Raw genomic sequence first — 18,395 nt, 5'->3', positions numbered from 1 at the left:
TCTTACACCTGCCCCGCAAGCTGCCTTGTGCGCGCTTCTTCCGTCTGGGTAACCTCGTCGACGGGGATGTAGAAGTCGCGCTTGTAGTTGAACGTGTGCCCGATCGCGACCGCGAGCATGGCGACGAAGGCGAGGATGGCCATCCACCAGATGTACCAGATCATGCCGAAGGCGAAGACGATGCTCAGCCCGCCGAGAATGGCGCCCGTGCCGGTGTTCTTCGGCATGTGGATCGGCCTGTAGCCGGCCAGCGGACGGACGTAACCCCGCTTCTTCATATCCCACCAGGCATCCTGCTCGTGGACAACAGGCGTGAAGGCGAAGTTGTATTCCGGGGGCGGCGACGAGGTCGACCACTCGAGTGTGCGCCCGTTCCACGGGTCACCCGTCGTATCGCGCAATTCCTCGCGGCGCCTGAAGCTGACGACCAGCTGGATGATCAGGGCGGCAATGCCGACCGCGATCAGCGCGGCGCCGAAGGCGGCGATCAGGAACCATATCCGCAGCGACGGATCGTCGAACTCGTTGAGGCGGCGGGTGACGCCCATCAGCCCCAGCACATAGAGCGGCATGAAGGCGAAATAGAAGCCCGTCAGCCAGAACCAGAAGCTCACCTTGCCCCAGAAGGGATCGAGCTTGAAGCCGAACGCCTTCGGGAACCAGTAGTTCACGCCGGCAAACATGCCGAAGAGCACGCCGCCGATGATGACGTTATGGAAGTGGGCGATCAGGAACAGCGAATTGTGGAGGACGAAGTCCGCCGGCGGAACGGCGAGCATCACGCCGGTCATGCCGCCGATGACGAAAGTCACCATGAAGCCGATTGTCCAGAGCATCGGCACGTCGAAGTGGATCCGGCCCTTGTACATGGTGAAGAGCCAGTTGAATATCTTCGCCCCTGTCGGGATCGATATGATCATCGTGGTGATGCCGAAGAAGGAATTGACGCTGGCGCCGGAACCCATCGTGAAGAAGTGGTGCAGCCAGACGAGATAGGCGAGGATGGTGATGACCATCGTCGCATAGACCATCGAGGCATAACCGAAGAGGCGCTTGCCGCAGAAGGTGGCAACCACTTCCGAGAAGACGCCGAAAGCCGGCAGGATGAGAATGTAGACTTCCGGATGGCCCCAGATCCAGATGAGGTTCACATACATCATCGGATTGCCGCCGAGATCGTTCGTGAAGAAGTTCGTGCCGACGTAGCGGTCAAGCGAAAGCAGCGCCAGGACGGCCGTCAGGATCGGGAACGATGCGACGATCAGGATGTTGGTGCAGAGTGCTGTCCAGGTGAAGACCGGCATCCTCATCAGATGCATGCCCGGAGCGCGCATCTTGATGATCGTCGCGATCAGGTTGACGCCCGACAGCAGGGTTCCGATACCGGCGACCTGCAAGCCCCATATGTAATAGTCGACGCCGACATCAGGACTGTAGGCGATCCCCGAAAGCGGCGGATAGGCAAGCCAGCCGGTACGGGCGAATTCGCCGATGAAGAGCGAGATCATGATGATGATCGCGCCCGCCGTCGTCATCCAGAAGCTGAAGTTGTTGAGGAACGGGAACGAGACGTCACGCGCGCCGATTTGCAGCGGGACGACGAAGTTCATCAGTCCTGTGACGAAAGGCATCGCCACGAAGAAGATCATGATGACGCCGTGGGCGGTGAAGATCTGGTCGTAGTGGTGCGGCGGCAGGAAGCCGTCCGAGCCGTTGAAGGCAAGCGCCTGCTGGGTGCGCATCAGAATGGCATCCGAGAAGCCGCGCAGCAGCATGATCAGCGCCAGGACGATGTACATGATGCCGATCTTCTTGTGATCGACGCTCGTGATCCAATCCTTCCAGAGAGGCACCCACCAGCGGAAATAGGTAATTATGCTGAGAACGGCGATGGCGCCGATCGCGACGCCAATGAATGTCACGATCAGAATAGGCTCTTGATAAGGGATCGATTCGAGTGTCAACCGGCCGAAGATCAACTTCATTAGGTCAGGATTTGAAAACATGATTCAGGCCTGTTCGCTTTGTGTCTGTTTGACGCCAGGCGTCAGTTGCTGTCGTTGGGTTGCGCCGGGGCGGACTCGCTGCCGCCACCCATGCCGGGCATCGAGTGGCCGTCATGCATGTTCATGTTTTGCATGTCGTGACCGCCGCCGCCTTCCTGGGCTTCCGTGCCGGCCGGTTTAGCGGCCGCAGGCGTCGCCGCGGGCTCGCCGCTTCCGAAATGACCTGCCTCGTAGTGATCGGCGTGACGGTTGTCATATTGCAGGCGTTCGCGGTTCTCCTGGCTTTCCGTGCCGCCGCCGCCACTCATGTCGATGTGCATCATCTCGTTCATGCACATCTTGCCCGGTGCCGCGCACATGTTGAGAATTGCGCTGTAGAGGTCGGGATCGACCGAGGAGAAGTGGTGGACAGGTTCGCGCTCGCTAGGCTTTTCGAGCTCGAGATAGACATCCCGGCTGAGCGGATTGGACTGGCTCTTCACCTTCTCGACCCATTGGTCGAAGCCGGCCTGCTCGAGGCCGTGGAATGTAAAGCGCATATTGGAGAAGCCGGCGCCGCTGTAGTTGGCGGAGAAGCCCTCATATTCGCCCGGCTTGTTGATGACGGCGTGCAGCCGCGTCTGCATGCCGGCCATCGCGTAGATCTGGCCAGCCAGCGCCGGCACAAAGAAGGAGTTCATCACCGCCGCCGAGGTGATCCTGAAATCGAGCGGAACGTTGACGGGAGCGGCAAGCTCATTGACCGTCGCAATGCCCAGGTCCGGATAGATGAAGAGCCACTTCCAGTCGAGCGCGACTACTTCGACGGTCAGCGGTTTCGTATCCGGCGCCACCGCCTCCGAGGCATTGATGCGTGAAAGCTGACGGTAGGGGTCGAGCTGGTGGGTGGCGATCCAGGTCACGGTGCCGAGCACCATGATGATGGCGAGCGGCGCCAGCCAGATCACAAGCTCGAGGCGTGTCGAGTGGTGCCACTCCGGATCGTAGGTCGCGCTCGTATTGGACTGACGGTATTTCCAGGCGAAAAACAGAGTGAACAGGATCACCGGGATGATGATGACCAGCATCAGGAGGGTGGAAAGGACGATCAGGTCGCGCTGTTGGACCGCGATATAGCCCGAAGGGTCCAGCACGACCATGTTGCACCCCGCCAGAGCCAAAAGCAGCGGCACCACCAATAAGCGGCTGAAGAATTTGGACAGTTTGAACACGTCTCTCACTCAGTTCGTTTCGTTCTGACCCGCGAGTAATGGATACCCGCACATTGCGACATGAGGTCTTTCGTCGCATCGCGGCATTTTGTGTGCACTGCAACAAAAAGCCTAAAAAAGCCCCACCTTATAAATCCTGACCGGAATTTGCAGGATTTTTGCAATTAAATCATCCTGGACATCCGCAATCTTGCAGCAAATGATCACCTATCGCGTAAAACGCGTCGTCCACCGGCCCGTCCATGCGAAAAGGTTGTATGCTGCAAGGTCGCGATGCCGCGGATTTTCTGCTACTATGTGACGCATAAAACGTTTTGGCGCGGCATTATGGCCACAGCCCTCGCGTCCGCCCCCGAGAGGAAGGCACGCCGAAGACCGATGACAGGTTTACCCAATATTAGGAGGTAGTAAAATAATGATCCCATGCTCTTTTTAAGAGCATGGACCGGAAGCTGCAATCCCTACTGAAATTTCATCCCGCCGCGCAAGTGACGAAGACGGCATATGCGACCAAAACCAACGATTTAGGTCACCTGCCCCTTGATAAGCGCTCCGCATTTGCCAAGATCAGATTCGAGGAATTCCTCAGATGAGGAAGAATGGGAGAATTCGTAATGAGCAGTTTCATCCACGATCACGCGGATACGCCGACGTCCGGCCTTGAGCACGACGCTCGAATGATCCACGCGACCGATCCGATCGCGCCCGGCAGGATCGCCATTGGCGTCGTAATAGCCCGCATGACGGAATTCTTCGATTTCTTCGTCTACGGCATCGCGTCGGTGCTCGTCTTTCCGCACCTGTTCTTTGCTGCGAGCGACCCGCTGACAGGGATGCTCTATTCCTTCGCGGTATTTTCCGTCGCCTTCATCGCGCGTCCTTTCGGCTCCGTGCTCTTCATGAGCGTCGACCGCCAGTTCGGCCGCGCCGCAAAACTGACCGCCGCACTCTTCACGCTCGGCGGCTCGACGATTGCGATCAGCTTCCTGCCATCTTATGCGGACGCCGGCCTGTTGGCCCCCATCCTGCTCATCGTCTTCCGCATCGGCCAGGGCCTCGGTCTTGGCGGTTCGTGGGACGGGCTCGCATCGCTGCTCGCCCTCAATGCGCCGGAAAAGCACCGGGGCTGGTATGCAATGATCCCTCAGCTCGGAGCGCCGATCGGCTTCATGCTGGCAAGCGGCCTGTTCATCGTCTTCGTCCACAGCCTCACGCAGGAGGAATTCCTGGAGTGGGGATGGCGCTTCCCCTTCTTCGTCGCCTTCGCGCTTAACGTGGTCGCCCTGTTTGCGCGTCTGCGGCTGCTGATGACGTCGGAGTTCGGCTCGCTCCTCGACCGGCACGAACTCCAACCCCGCCCGGTCGGCGAGATGCTCCGCGTCCACGGCCGCGACGTTCTGGCGGGCGTATTCGTGCCGCTTGCAAGCTTCGCCCTGTTCCACCTGATGACCGTCTTCCCGCTCGGCTGGGTAACGCTCTTCAGCGACCAGGAAGTGGCCTGGTTCCTCTCGGTCCAGTTCACCGGCGCGCTCGTCGCGATCGCGACGGTCGTGCTTTCGGGCATCCTTGCCGACCGCCTGGGGCGCCGCACGCTCCTCGGGATCGCCGCGATCCTGATCGCGATCTTCAGCTTCGTGGCACCGCATCTCCTGGCCGCCGGCCCGACCGGCCGCTACACATATGTCCTCGTCGGCTTCGCGCTTCTCGGCCTTTCCTTCGGTCAGGCCGCCGGCGCGCTGGCCTCGCGCTTCAGCCTTACCTATCGCTATACGGCTTCGGCCGTCACGTCCGATATCGCCTGGCTGATCGGCGCCGGCTTCGCGCCCCTCGTCGCGCTGAGCCTGTCCAGCGCGTTCGGGATCGCCTTTGCCGGCTACTACCTTCTCTCCGGCGCCGTCTGTACGCTGATCGCCCTGGCATTCAGCAAGCGGCTGGAAATCACCAACGAATAGCAATGAAAAACGGGCTGCGGATTTCGATCCGCAGCCCGCTTTGGATTTTGAGATCGTGCGGTGGCTCTACTGCAGAGTGCCGTCGCCGGTCTTGTCGGCCGAGGCAAAGTCCGCCATCACCCGCTTCATGAATTCGTCGCGGCTGACACGACCGTTGCCGTCGGTGTCGATCGCCGAGAATTGCTGCGGTGTCAGGACAACGGTTACCTCCTGAATGCGCAGGCTGCCGTCCTTGTTCTTGTCGAGGCTGTTGAATGCGGTGGTCATGAAGGCTTCGTATTCCGCCTTATCGACCGATCCGTTGGCATTACTGTCGAGCTTGTCCTTCTGCCCTTGATACACGGCGGGGGTCTGCGGTTGCGCCTGGGGCTGCTGCGGCTGTTGTGCCTGCTGGGCCATCGCCGCGGTGCCGAAAGTCAATATGATAGCAGTTGTCAGAACGAGATATTTCATCGCGCGTGATCCTCTCTCAATCATCTGCAGGCCAGACGGTTGCCCAGATAGCCGCCGCCGCCAATACCAACACCGATAGCCGCCAGCTGCCCGGTTCCTGCACCGATCGTGCTGCCGACGAGACCTCCGACGATGGCGCCGCCGACCGTGCCGGCGATGCAGCCGAATTCCGCATTCTTGTCTGCGACGGCCTGCGACGTCGGCGTCGAAGATTGGCAGGCAGACAGGCCAAGACCTGCCGCGAATAGAATCGTTATCATGCGTTTGGGCATTTTCCCCTCCAGGTACAATCAAAGGATTTCATGGAAACCGGCACCGCGCCTACGGCAGTCCGGTCGAAAAATCAGATGTCAAACCTCCTCTGTTACATCGGGAAGCGGTTCCTTGGTCCGTACGCCGCCTGTTGATCGTTTCCGACCAACGACGCGCCAGGGCAGGACTTCCCCTGCCCGGGATTCGGCATGCCCTGTTGCGTTGGCGTGGCCCTCTGGAATCCTTTATTTCACTAATATTACATTCCGGCAGGAGCATGACAACCTTTCGGGGTCCTGCAACCCTGCCGGATGCGGCAACCTCGAAGGCCGACCGCTGCGCACGATTTTGCGGAGCGACCGCCCCGATAATTGACAATCCGCCTGCTGCGTCGCTAGCTAGAAAAATCGAGGCCATCGCTATGATCGGCCGGGCAGGCATCGGCATTCCACTTGCAACCGCACGGCACTGAAATCCGCTGCTTCGGCGGCGAGAGATCGTGCCAAACAGGCATGCGTCAGGGCCATGAGTGAGAACGCGCATCAGGCGGTCGTTGTCGGGAAGGCGCTGCTGCGCCGTGAAGGCTTCCTTGCCTTCAGCGTAGCGACGGTGCTCGTCTTTTCCAGCCTGGGGCACCGGCTGCTGGCCGACCTGTCGAACCCGGTCTGGTTTGCCTTTATCTTCCTGTGGCTTTTCTCCACCATCCTGGGCTCGGCGCTCGCAGTTGTTCGCCATGCCGATCGCCTTGCCGTCCGCCTGGGCGAGCCCTACGGAACATTGATCCTGACACTGTCGGTCACCTCGATCGAGGTCATGAGCATCACCGCCGTCATGATGCATGGCGAGAACAATCCGACGCTTGCGCGTGACACGCTTTTCTCCGTGATCATGATCATCTTCAACGGCATGGTCGGCCTTTCGATCCTGATGGGCAGCTGGCGTCACCGCGAGCAACACCACAATCTCCAGGGCGCCAACGCCTATCTGGGCGTGATCATCCCTCTTGCTGTGCTCAGCCTCGTGCTGCCGAGCTACACCCGCACCACGCCCGATCCGACCCTGTCCGTGCTGCAGGAGATCTTCGTGGTCCTGACGACCATCGGCCTCTATGCCGCCTTCCTCGGCACCCAGGCCGGCCGCCACCGAAGCTACTTCACTCTGGACAGCGAGCCCGAGGAGGATCCGGTGGCGGTCGCAGCAGCCCGGTCCCTGCTTCCTAGCGTTCTTCTGCTTGCCGCTTACATGGCGCCGGTCGTCTTCCTGGCGGAGCAACTCGCGCATCCCGTCGACTATGTTATCGAGACGCTGGGCATGCCGACGACGATTGCCGGTGTCGTCATGGCGGTTCTCGTGGCGACACCCGAGGCGATCAGCGCCGTGCGCGCGGCAATGGCCAACCACCTGCAACGCTCGATCAATATCTTCCTCGGTTCGGTGCTCTCCACGATCGGCCTCACCATCCCGGCGATGATGATCGTCAGCTATTTGATCGGTCGCAACATCATTCTCGGGCTGCAGGGCACCGATCTCGTCATGCTGCTGTTGACGCTTGCGGTCAGCATCGTCACCTTCGCGAGCGGCCGGACCCACATCCTGCAGGGCATCGTTCACATGATCCTGTTTGCGGCGTTCCTGCTGCTGATCTTCCAGAACTGATGCGTTCGCGGCCGCCCAGATGAGGCTTGCCGGAAAAGGCCGGATATGCCCATCATCTTCGTCGCCGGTGCAAGTGGGCATCGCGCAAGGCTTGGGAGATCTGCATGGCATTCACCTCCTGGCATTCGAAGGATGAAGACGGCATCCGGATTCCTGCCATCGGGCTCGATCTGCGTGTCCGCCTGCCGCCCGCCGCTTCGGACAGCGCATTGACGATCATCGAAACGACCAACGCTCCGGGCTTCGGGCCGCCGCTTCATCGTCATCCCGAAACGGAGGTTTTCCGGGTACTGGCGGGCCGTTACCTGTTCGAGGTCGACGGGGCGCGCTTCTACGCCGAGACGGGAGACCTGGTATGCGTGCCCGGCGGAGCGGCGCATGGCTTCGTCAACGTCACGGACGCCCCCGGGCAGCAGCTCGTGATGATCATGCCAGGCCTCGACGCGGAAGCCTTCTTCACCGGACTGGGCGATATCATGAAGGATGGCATTCCAGATCGCGCGGCGCTCAACCTCTTTGGCGGGCGCTGGAACGTGGAGTTTCTCGGGCCGCCGCTGCGACCCGACTAGGCATCAAGCGGAGTTGCGTCGGCAACCCCCATTGGCCGATGGCTCAAGCAAAGCCCGGTGGAATTTCCGAAACCGTGCGGTTGGCCCCGTAGTCACGCTCATGGGCCGAACGCTCCCCCTCCTTGCGGCGGAGGCTCGCGACATCCGTCGCGGGAAAGTGGAAAGCGCCATCGGCGAAGGTGCCGGTCGCCTCATCTTCAACAGCCTCGGCGCGCTTGGCGGTGAAAATCTTGAACAGCATACGCTCCTCCCAGGTCGCGGCCCAACCCAGTGCCAGCCGCTCTCCGTCCTCTGATAATGAGCCAATGGTTAAAAAATTAACCATGTCTGTTAGCAGTAGTTTTACAAGTCGTACTAAAACTGATGCAAATGTAACGGCAAATCCCGGCCGTGCCGCCAAGCCCGCGACGTGCGCCGCGCTCACCGCTGCGCAAGGCAATGTATCGCGCCCGCATGACGCTTGAAAGTCACCGTCGCGCCCGGCATCCGAACGTGCCGTCGTTTAATTCTACCAATGGTAGACAGCATTACATTAGAACATTGAAAAATAGCGGCGACGGCCGTCAATGCACGCATGGGTCGCGCGCTCACCGACTCTTACAGAGTGATGCAATCTTTGATGCAGGAAAGATTTTTTTCGCCCCTGGCATTTTAGGGTCTGTCGGCGCGACAGAAATCTCATTTCTGCCGTGTCTGATGAGCGAAAATAACAAAACAGCGCCTGATTTGATTCGTCTACGTCGAAATAGGTAGGATGCAAGCCGTTGACCAGACGGTAAAATAAGCTGAATCTTACACAGGGCTGAGGGGGCCAGGAAACCGCTGCATGCGCAAGAGAAGAACGGCGTGTAGCGGTTTCCACCATCTTGCCGGGCCTCGTCAAGGCCGGCACTTTTCACGAAAATATGCGATTTGGATCTGCCGCTGCTTGGGCTGAAAATGGCCGGGCAGCGCTGGTTCGCAACCGAACCGGCCATTTCATTCCAGGATTGCAGCTTTCACGCCGTCCCAACCGCTGTAAGCGGGACGCAACGAACTCAACCAACGCTCTGCCCTCGACATCGAGGTGATCGCGGCCGATCGATTCCGCGCAACCGAATGCGCGGACACCGACCCCGCCAACTCGCGCCCTGCAGCGGCTAATCCGATCCTATGCCTGGACCTGATAGCCCCACAGGGACAACACGTTTCGCGTTGTCTCACTCATTTGGCGATAAGCGTAATCGTCGCAAATCGCCTTGACCCTGTATTGGCTGATATCGAATGCCTTGCCGATTGCGGCAAACGTCATCCCACGGCTTCGCATCTCGACGATCTGTCGATTTCTCTCGATCTTCTGTTCCATAAGAATTGGCTCCCCAGCCTGCATTCCTAGTAAAATGCTAACATGGACTGAGGGAAAAGCAGTAGACGCCAAAATGGGCTACTCCGCCCGGGCACGGCCATTCGTCGTAGGCGGGTTTGCCGGCGGCGTATCCGTAGGCCGCGGTCTGTCCGGCTTGCCGTCCGCTTTCGCCTCCCCCGCCTCCTGCCAGGTCCGCAGGAAGTTCCTCCACCAGGATGTCTTGTTGACGCGTCGCTTCGTGCGTCCCATTCGCAGCGCCTCCACGCCGTACGGCCTGCGGCAAGCCCGACTCAGGCCTACCTGCCCTTCTTCACCATACAGCGGTCGCCTGCCGGCAACTATCTGTGAAGGTGCCGAAAGGCAAACTTCGCCCCGGGGGCATTTCGTTCATTTCGCCGCAGCTCCACCACCGCCGAGGAATTCCACGGTCTTCTCAAGGATCTCGTCGGAGAGTTCCTTGTTGTCGACCGCCCGCGCCATGACCAGCGCGCCGACGAGACTCGACAGCTCGGCGATCGCTCTCGCCCGATCAGGCTTTTCCCCCTGCCGCTCCTGCAGGGCCTCCATCCGCGCGATACGCTCTTGCACATAGTCGGAAATCGTTCCGCGTTGTCCTTCGGGAAGCCGTGCGATCTCCGCGCCGAGCGCCGCCACGGCGCAGCCGTCCGCGGCATCGTCGCGTCCCTTCTTGGAGAGATAGGCCGCCGCAAAGTCCTTCACCGAACCATATTGCGGCTCCGCTTGAAGGGCTTCGTGCATGGCGTGGCTCACCGCCTCGGCGGTCAGGTCCGCCTTCGACTTGAAGTGACCGTAGAACCCTCCGTGGGTCAGCCCGGCACCCTTCATCACCGCATCGACGCCAACCGCGTGGATGCCCTGCTCGCGAAAGAGCCGCGAAGCCGCATGCAGGATGCGCTGCCGGTTTTCCCTTGCCTGGTCGCGTGTTGGGCGCATGAGAACTTCCTAATCAAAATAGCACTTGACAAAATATATGACGATCGTCATTTAATTGCAACAGATGACGATCGTCATTTAAATTTCTCATGGGCAACAAAGGACTATGAATCATGGGCATGCGTTACAGGATCTTCGGCCGCACCGGCCTTCGTGTTTCCACGCTGGCACTCGGTGCCGGCAATTTCGGCACGGGTTGGGGCTACGGCGCCGAGCGTGAGCAGGCGAAGACGATCTTCGATCTCTATCGCAATGCCGGCGGCAACTTCATCGACACGGCCGACCAGTATCAGTTCGGCCAGTCCGAGACGATGGTTGGCGAGTTCGTCGCCAGCGACCGCGACGACATCGTGTTGGCCACGAAGTTTTCCCTCGGCGACAGCTACTCGGCCGGCCTGCAGCGTACCGGCAACAGCCGCAAGGCGATGATCCAGTCGGTCGAGGCAAGCCTGAAACGCCTTGCAACAGACCGGATCGATCTTCTCTGGGTTCACATGCCCGATGCCGTCACCCCGGTCGACGAAATCGTCCGCGGGCTCGATGATCTCGTCCGGTCGGGCAAGATCCTCTATGCCGGGTTCTCGGACTTCCCGGCCTGGCGCGTCGCGACTGCCGCAACCCTGGCCGACATTCGCGGCTGGTCACCCGTCTCTGCGCTGCAGATCGAATATAGTCTCGTCGAGCGCACGCCCGAGCGCGATCTCCTGCCGATGGCGGACGCATTCGGCCTTGGAACGGTCTCCTGGTCCCCACTCGGCGGTGGGCTCCTCACCGGAAAGTATCGCAAGGGCGAGACCGGGCGCGCCCAGGGCCTCGGCGCCGTCATCCACGCAGAGAGCGACGAGCGCAAGACGCGAACTCTCGACACGCTCCTCGAAATCGCGGCGGAAACGGACATCCCTGCCGGCCGGATCGCGATCGCCTGGGTGCTGCACAAGGGCACACTCCCCATCATCGGGCCGCGCACGCGCGAACAGCTCGTGGACAACCTCGCCGCACTCGAGTTCAAACTGACCGACGAGCAGGTCGCCCGCCTCGACGAGGCCAGTGCGATCCCCCTCGGCTTCCCATACGACGTCGTTTCCGGCAGCCGCAATACGCTTGCCGGTGCCAGGGCCGATCTCGTCGACTGGCCGGCGCAAGCTGTCCGCTGAGGCAGAACCACGAAAAGGATGCCCGCAGGAGGCGACCGGTGGGCCCGGTTGCCTCAATGCGGCCGTACTGCGCGCATAGGCGACAGGTGATTTCGCATTCAGGCGGAAATCCCGCAAACATGCGAAAATGCGCTGATAAGAAAGTACTCAGGTAATCGATATCGACGAAAAATCGCGTGTTCCGGCCCCATATCGGCGTTTCAGCAGCGCTTCGATAGGAGCTTCGGTGGATCTGCAAATAATAGTAAACTTGACCTTGCCCTGAGTCGGCACATACAAGGCCACCCGACTTTAAGCTGAAAACGAACGCCGTGGGTGAAATTGCAACTAGACGCACCGATAAGCAGAGAATGGACCTTTCGTCCTCGCATTGGCAGCGAGACGCTTAGCGCCTTAGTCGCTCTTTATCTCGTCCTGATCCTCAACGCCACTTTCTGGTCCAAGGTCCATAACTACCTCGGCGCCTATCCGGTCATGGTGTTTGCGCTGTACGCGGCGATTTTCACGCTGTTCGTCGCGCTGATGCTGCTCTTTTCCGCGAAGTATCTCACCAAGCCTGCATTCATCTTCTTCATTCTGTCAGCGGCGGTCGCGTCCTGGTTCACCGATACGTTCGGGGTGTATATCGACCGCGACATGATCCGCAACGCCGTCGAGACGACCCCGGCCGAGGCAGGACACCTGATCACCAGGGGCTTTGTGCTGCATATGCTGTTGTACGGGCTCGTTCCGGTGCTGCTGATCCTGTGGGTCAGGATCGTACACAAACCGATTTTGCAGAAGCTTCTGTACAATACCGTCCTCTTTGTGTGCTGCCTTGGGGTATTTGGAGCAACGGGATATACCTATTCCAGGATTGTTGTCGCGACCATCCGTCAGCACAGGGACGTGGTCAGGACCCTCAATCCCGTTACGCCTATCATCGAAACGACCAAATATTTCCTGCAGGCGAGCGCCGAGGCCAACATCGTCGTGCAGCCGCTCGGCGAGGACGCGAAGGTAGCGTCGCCGGTCGGCGGGACGCACAAGCCGCGTGTCGCAATCATCGTCGCCGGCGAAACGGCCCGTGCGGCGAATTTTTCTCTTGGCGGCTACAAGCGGGTCACGAACCCCGAGCTTGCCAGCCAGGATATCGTCTATTTTCCGAATGCCACGAGCTGCGGCACCGCCACCGGCACCTCGCTCCCATGCATGTTCTCCAACCTTACCCGCCGCGGCTACACACATAGCAAGGCGCGCGAAAACGAAACGCTGCTTGACGTGCTGGCTCACGCCGGCATCGATGTGGAATGGTGGGACAACAATACAGGGAGCAAGGGCATAGCCGATCGTGTGCGGTACGTGGACATGGCGAACTCGACCGATCCGCGTTTCTGCGCCGAGGGCGAGTGCCAGGACGGGCTGTTCTTGGACAAGCTCGACAAGTGGCTCGATGGGATCAACAAGGACAGCGTCCTTGTTCTGCATCAGCTTGGCAGCCACGGCCCTTCCTACTACAGACGCTACCCCGACGAGTTCAGGCGCTTCACGCCGGATTGCCGAACGTCTGAGCTCGGCAATTGCCATGACGAAGAGATCGTCAATGCCTACGACAATTCGATCCTCTACACCGACCATGTCCTGGCGACGATCATCACCAAGCTCAAGGCACGTTCGGATCATCTTGCGACAGGAATGATCTACGTGTCGGATCACGGTGAATCGCTTGGCGAAAATGGTCTCTATCTGCACGGCACGCCTTATGTGCTTGCGCCCACCGTGCAGACACATGTGCCGCTGCTGGTCTGGACCGATCCCGGCTTCGCCGCTTCGATGTGGCTGGACAAGGCCTGCCTTGCCTCCACGGCTGCCGAACCTCGCTCGCACGACAACCTGTTCCACAGCGTGCTCAGCATGATGAACGTGACCACGTCAGTCTACGATCACAACCTCGATCTCTTCGCCGAGTGCAAATCCGGAAAGACATCGTTCGTGGCGGACGGTAAGTAACGGCAAGCCCGGCCTTCGCGACTTTCTGCCGGTGCCGGAATGGCCCGAGGCATTTGCCTCCCAAACTCCCTTGAGCGAAAGCGCGGCCTCTCGACACTGCATCCGCAAATCCCGCGTTGCGCCAGGGACACACCCGCCAGAGAACCGCGTCCCGCGCCGATCGCGCAAGATTGACAACATTCTAATATTCAAACCAGCTTGATCATGCCTGTGAGCTTTGTGCGGGATGATCTCATGGTAGACGCGTTGCCAGTTGACCGTGCTTTGTGCGTTCTCAATGCTTGCCGTCGTGGGGATGCCGTCGGCGCGATTGGAATCCGCGGATCTTCCGCATCCCTGAGGCATCCTCCGGCCAACCCTGCCATCGTCGGTCGCGTTCGACGAATCGGCCCGGCAGCACGCTGCCTGCTCCTTCAGTCTGTCGCGTCTTTGGCACTCCTTTCCTTGAGCGATGCCCGAGCGCTTGCTGACTGCCTGCCGTCCGGACCGGGCACCGTCAGTTGCACAGGCGGCTCGCCTGGTTTTATCAGCGTCGGCTCATCCGTGACAGTCAACGTGCTTCCCGGCGCCAACGTGTATGCACCCATCGACATCACTGGACCGGGCAGCAGTGCCGTCAACAACAGCGGCGCAATCAATTCGAACGTGGTCGGAACTGCCAATGGCTCGTTCGGCGTCGTCAATGACTCCGTGATCACGTCAAACGTCCGGGCCGTGGACAACGGCACATTCAATCTCACCAACAACGGCACCATCTCGGGCAGCATTTTTCTCGACGGCGGCGGGGTCAACACTATCGTCAACAATAGCGGCGCCAATATTCAGAACGGCGTCGTTGCCTCCCGGTCATCAACCGATTTCCTGACGAATTTCGGGCTCATTGCGGTTTCGGTTTCCTTGGGAGCCGGCGACGACCGCTTCGATCTTCTGGGCGGCATCGTAAGCACCGGCGTTGACCTTGGCCCCGGCAACGACACCTTCAACTGGACTGCCGGGAATGTCACGCCCAGCATTACGCTTGGAGCGGGAAATGACCGGGCACTGCTGAAAAACCTCACATCCACCAATCTGACGCAGGGACTGCCGGTTGACGGCGGATTGGGCAGCGACGAACTCGTTTGGGACAATACCTCCAACGTCGATGCGTCCGCTCTGGGCGACGATGTCTCCAGATTTACAAACTGGGAGGCGATTTCCCTGACCAACGGCTCGCAGCTCACATTTACGTTCGTGAACAACACGCTAAGGCTGGGTGACTCGGGAACCGGTTCGGGAACGCTGTCTGTGGACGCAACCAGTACGGTGTTTGCCGGAAACAGGGATTATGCCATTGCGCCCTTCACCGCCGGGCAGCTGGTGACCGTCAGCAATGCGGGCCTGATCGACTTGACCAACAGCATGGTGACGACGAACGACAGGTTCGTTGTCAATGGCAACTATATCGGTCTCGGTGGGCGGCTCAACCTGCAGACCGTCCTCGCAAGCGATGGAGCGCCATCCGACCAACTGGTCATCAGTGGCGCTGGCGCGAGCGGTTCGGGAACCACGTCAATCTTCGTCGACAATATCAATGGTCCAGGAGACTTGACGGCCGCTGATGGCATCATGGTCATCGACGCTGCGAACGGAGCGACGACGAGCGCAAACGCATTCACGCTCGGTCGTCCCGTTGGGGCGGGCGTCTTCGAATATTCGCTCTATCAGGGCGGCGTATCGTCGGGATCCGAGAACGACTGGTTCCTCCGTTCCAACGCGCCGCCGACCGAACCACCGCCAACCGAAACCCCGCCCACGGAACCGCCGATCACCGAACCGCCGCCATCCCCAACGTCGCCCTCATCGCCGCCGCCCGCCGGACCAGCGAGCATCCGTCCCGAGATCCCCGCCTATACGATCGCCCCCGCCGTTGCGCGCCAGATGGGCCTGGCCACGCTCGGGACCTTCCATGAGCGGCAGGGCGATCAGTTTCTGCTGACGAACAAAGGCGAATTTTCTGCGGCCTGGGGGCGGGTCTTCGGAAAGTCTTATGACGAGCACTGGAATGCGACGGTTTCAGGCTTGAGCAACGAACTCGATCCGCAGTTCGATGGGTCGATCTGGGGCTTACAACTCGGTCTCGACGTCCTCGGGACGGAGCACGATGACGGCAGCCAGGACCGTGCCGGATTGTTCTATGCCCACACCGAGGCAAGTGGCGACGTCATCGGAAATACCCTTGGAAGGCTCGACCAGAATTCGGGCAATCTCGATCTGTCCGGCGACAGCATCGGTGGCTATTGGACCCATACCGGCGCCCAAGGCTGGTACATTGATGCGGTGGCCATGTACACGTGGCTCGGCGGGGATGCTATCTCCGACAGGGGCATTGGCGCCGATATGGACGGATCGGCCGCTTTGGCATCGCTGGAGGGCGGCTACCCTATTGTCCTGAGCGACAATTGGACGCTCGAGCCGCAAATCCAGGGCGTCTGGCAGAGGGTCGATCTTGACGATACGAACGATCCCTTCACGTCAATCGACTATGACGGGGAGAATGCATTCGCCGGGCGCATAGGCGCGCGGCTTGAGGGAAAATGGAAGGCCGGCACCGCCGTCCTGCAGCCGTTCGTGGATGCCAATCTCTGGCAGTTGTCCTCCGCCACCGACACGACGACTTTCAATCTCAGGTCGGTGAGCGTCAGCGGCGGTAGCACAGTCCTCGCCTTCGGTGCCGGGTTGAGCGCACAACTATCCACAAACGTCAGTCTTTATGGCGCTGCCATCTTCTCCACGAATGTCGGTGACGAAAAGGCGCAGACGTTTGGCGGCAATATCGGATTGCGTGTCCAGTGGTAGAATGCGCATCTGATCGGCATTCGCGGCGGCTTGGCGGTCACCATGCTTTGCAATATCCTGTTGCCCAACCCAATTCAGGTCCGAGGTTTCAATCTCCAAGCCAACCTTTCAGGACATCGCGCGATTGGCGGGCGTCGGCACCGCGACGGTCGAGCGTGTTCTCAATGGTCGCGGCGGCGTCCGGCCAGCACTTGCCGAGAAGGTCATCGCTGCGGCGCGGTCACTCGACTATCCCCGCCGCCTGCCGGAAGTCCATCGCGGCATCCTGCGCATCGACGTGATCCTGGTCAGGCCGGAAACGACCTTCTTCGCTCGCCTGTCCCGTGCCTTCGGGCGCATCGCCGCCACCCTCGACGCATCCGTCGCCGTGCACCGAACCTTCATGGACGAGCACGACCCGGCAGCGATCGCCGCGCTGATCGCAAACCCGCAGGCGAGACGGGCGGCCCTGATCCTCGCCGTTCCGGATCATCCCCTCATTCGGTCGGCTCTCGTCAAGGTGAAAGAGGAAGGTCTCCCCTTCCTGCAGATCGTTACGCGTGCCGAGGGCATGGAAGCGGATTACGTCGGCATCGACAACTATGCGGCAGGCCGGATGGCCGGGCTCCTTCTTGCGCGAATGCAGCCACGCAATGGTACGATCGCCGCACTCTGTCACAGCCAGATCTATCAGGTGCACCGCGACCGGATCCGCGGCTTTTCCGACTATCTTTTCGAAAAGCCCCGCGAGGGCCAGGCTTTCACCGTAGTGCTGTTTGGCTATGACGATACCGGCCAGAGCGCCGACCGGCTGTTCGAGGCCTTGCGCCTCTGGCCCGATCTCGTGGGCCTCTACAATGCCGGCGGCGCGAACGACTCCCTGACGGCTGTCCTGCGCAAGCATCCGCGCGGCCGGGACATCTTCTTCGTCGGTCACGAACTCACCGACGGCAGCGCCGCTGCCTTGCGGGATGGCATCATGTCGGTCGTGCTCGACCAGGCGCCTGAGGCGCAGGCGCGTCGCGCCATCGACCTCCTGCTCTCCCGGCTTGGCCTCGTCGTCGAACCTGTTTCGAACGATCCCATCCGCTTCGTCACCATCACGTCGGAAAATCTCTGAGGATCGCCGCGCTTGATCTGATTTGATCAGGAAACAAGCGGAACGTCTTTCCGCGCTCGCCTATGCTGTTTCTGCAAGTTGGGGGAGAGCGCCATGACGCGACGCGTGACGGTTTATGACCTGCAAAGTTCGAAGGGCCGGCGGAAATGGCTTCAGCTGCATGTCGACAATGCAGAGGAAGCGGCAGCGGCCGCCGCGTGCGACATCGCGATCCTCTCCTGCGAGCCTGACCACCATCTCGAGGGCATTCGCGCCGCAGCCCCATCCGCCTTTCTGTCCGTCGGCATGCCGCATGGCGCCGTTGCCTCGCCCGAGGAAGCGATCCGCCTGGGCTTCCAGATGCTGCGGCGCGGCGCGGACTCGATCTACTGTTCCCATTCGCCGCGCTTCATCGAAGCGATGGCGCGTGAAGGCATTCCGGTCACCGGCCATGTCGGGCTGGTGCCCAATCGCGCGGCATGGACGAGCTTTCGCGCCATCGGCAAGACGCCCGAGGAAGCGCTCGGCGTCCTTCGCGCCGTGAAGGACCTCGAGAATGCCGGCGCAGCCGCAGTCGAAGTGGAAGTGGTTCCGGTCAAGCTCGCCGAGTACATCACGCGCAACACGTCGATGATCACCATGGGAATGGGCTGCGGGTCCGTCTGTGACACGCAATATCTCTTCTCCTCCGATGTGCTCGGCACGCATGACGGCCATTATCCACGCCACGCGAAACGCTATGCGGATTTCGTTACGCTTATGGCCGAGCTCCAGACGAAACGCATCGAGGCCTTCCGGGCCTTCGCCGCCGACGTCGTCGGCGGCGGCTATCCCGAACCGAAGCATCAGGTGGATATGGACGACGCCTCCTTCGAGCGCTTCACGACCCTAACGCGATCGATCTGACAGAACTGCCAAAGGACGAGACGGCCTTTGGAAAA

General features: G+C 60.5%; 16 protein-coding genes. 8 read left to right on the top strand and 8 right to left on the bottom strand.

The window, feature by feature from the left end; all coding sequences use genetic code 11:
- Nucleotides 1-2: 2 nt before the first annotated feature.
- Nucleotides 3-2,006, bottom strand: a complete 2,004-nt coding sequence (gene cyoB / locus EV286_RS22725) for a cytochrome o ubiquinol oxidase subunit I (protein ID WP_132959426.1) — start codon at nt 2,004-2,006, stop codon at nt 3-5.
- Between the two features lie 41 nt (nt 2,007-2,047).
- Complete coding sequence (gene cyoA, locus EV286_RS22720) at nt 2,048-3,217, bottom strand: ubiquinol oxidase subunit II (protein WP_132959425.1); 1,170 nt, start codon at nt 3,215-3,217, stop codon at nt 2,048-2,050.
- A gap of 614 nt (nt 3,218-3,831) precedes the next feature.
- Here cyoA and EV286_RS22715 point away from each other — a divergent pair.
- Entirely contained in the window at nt 3,832-5,169 is a 1,338-nt protein-coding gene (locus EV286_RS22715) for an MFS transporter (RefSeq protein WP_132959424.1), read from the top strand.
- Between the two features lie 66 nt (nt 5,170-5,235).
- Here EV286_RS22715 and EV286_RS22710 read toward each other — a convergent pair whose 3' ends face one another.
- Nucleotides 5,236-5,622 (bottom strand): EF-hand domain-containing protein, encoded by a 387-nt coding sequence (locus tag EV286_RS22710; protein ID WP_132959423.1) that lies wholly within the window; start codon nt 5,620-5,622, stop codon nt 5,236-5,238.
- A gap of 20 nt (nt 5,623-5,642) precedes the next feature.
- On the bottom strand, nt 5,643-5,894 hold the full coding sequence (locus EV286_RS22705; protein ID WP_132959422.1) for a hypothetical protein: 252 nt from the start codon (nt 5,892-5,894) through the stop codon (nt 5,643-5,645).
- Nucleotides 5,895-6,399: 505 nt separating this feature from the next.
- On the opposite strand from EV286_RS22705, the gene EV286_RS22700 reads away from it, so the two are divergent.
- A complete protein-coding gene (locus EV286_RS22700; RefSeq protein ID WP_132959421.1) occupies nt 6,400-7,530 on the top strand; it encodes a calcium:proton antiporter in 1,131 nt (376 codons plus the stop codon).
- Between the two features lie 104 nt (nt 7,531-7,634).
- A complete protein-coding gene (locus EV286_RS22695; protein WP_132959420.1) occupies nt 7,635-8,099 on the top strand; it encodes a cupin domain-containing protein in 465 nt (154 codons plus the stop codon).
- A 43-nt stretch (nt 8,100-8,142) separates the two neighbouring features.
- Here the strand turns inward: EV286_RS22695 and EV286_RS22690 are convergent, their stop codons facing one another.
- From EV286_RS22690 to EV286_RS22680, 4 genes are all read right to left on the bottom strand, one after another.
- Complete coding sequence (locus EV286_RS22690) at nt 8,143-8,340, bottom strand: hypothetical protein (protein ID WP_132959419.1); 198 nt, start codon at nt 8,338-8,340, stop codon at nt 8,143-8,145.
- Nucleotides 8,341-9,249: 909 nt separating this feature from the next.
- Nucleotides 9,250-9,444 (bottom strand): hypothetical protein, encoded by a 195-nt coding sequence (locus EV286_RS22685; protein WP_132959418.1) that lies wholly within the window; start codon nt 9,442-9,444, stop codon nt 9,250-9,252.
- A 78-nt stretch (nt 9,445-9,522) separates the two neighbouring features.
- A complete protein-coding gene (locus tag EV286_RS32270; protein ID WP_207909913.1) occupies nt 9,523-9,693 on the bottom strand; it encodes a hypothetical protein in 171 nt (56 codons plus the stop codon).
- A gap of 138 nt (nt 9,694-9,831) precedes the next feature.
- Nucleotides 9,832-10,398: a TetR family transcriptional regulator gene (locus EV286_RS22680; RefSeq protein WP_132959417.1), complete on the bottom strand. Its 567-nt coding sequence runs from the start codon at nt 10,396-10,398 to the stop codon at nt 9,832-9,834.
- A gap of 113 nt (nt 10,399-10,511) precedes the next feature.
- On the opposite strand from EV286_RS22680, the gene EV286_RS22675 reads away from it, so the two are divergent.
- From EV286_RS22675 to EV286_RS22655, 5 genes are all read left to right on the top strand, one after another.
- Entirely contained in the window at nt 10,512-11,552 is a 1,041-nt protein-coding gene (locus tag EV286_RS22675) for an aldo/keto reductase (RefSeq protein ID WP_245500794.1), read from the top strand.
- Between the two features lie 315 nt (nt 11,553-11,867).
- Nucleotides 11,868-13,541 carry a phosphoethanolamine--lipid A transferase gene (locus EV286_RS22670; protein ID WP_245500793.1) on the top strand — a complete coding sequence of 558 codons (1,674 nt, stop codon included), beginning with the start codon at nt 11,868-11,870 and terminating at the stop codon, nt 13,539-13,541.
- Nucleotides 13,542-14,084: 543 nt separating this feature from the next.
- Nucleotides 14,085-16,376, top strand: coding sequence for an autotransporter domain-containing protein (locus EV286_RS22665; RefSeq protein ID WP_132959416.1), 2,292 nt, complete (start codon nt 14,085-14,087; stop codon nt 16,374-16,376).
- Between the two features lie 91 nt (nt 16,377-16,467).
- Nucleotides 16,468-17,475, top strand: coding sequence for a LacI family DNA-binding transcriptional regulator (locus EV286_RS22660; protein ID WP_132959415.1), 1,008 nt, complete (start codon nt 16,468-16,470; stop codon nt 17,473-17,475).
- 93 nt (nt 17,476-17,568) lie between these two features.
- A complete protein-coding gene (locus EV286_RS22655) occupies nt 17,569-18,360 on the top strand; it encodes a 3-methyl-2-oxobutanoate hydroxymethyltransferase (RefSeq protein ID WP_132959414.1) in 792 nt (263 codons plus the stop codon).
- Nucleotides 18,361-18,395: the final 35 nt, after the last annotated feature.

The organism is Rhizobium sp. BK251 (genome assembly GCF_004345245.1).
Taxonomy (GTDB): domain Bacteria; phylum Pseudomonadota; class Alphaproteobacteria; order Rhizobiales; family Rhizobiaceae; genus Rhizobium.
Note: the sequence above shows the minus strand (reverse complement) of the source record. Positions and strands in the feature narration are given on the sequence as shown.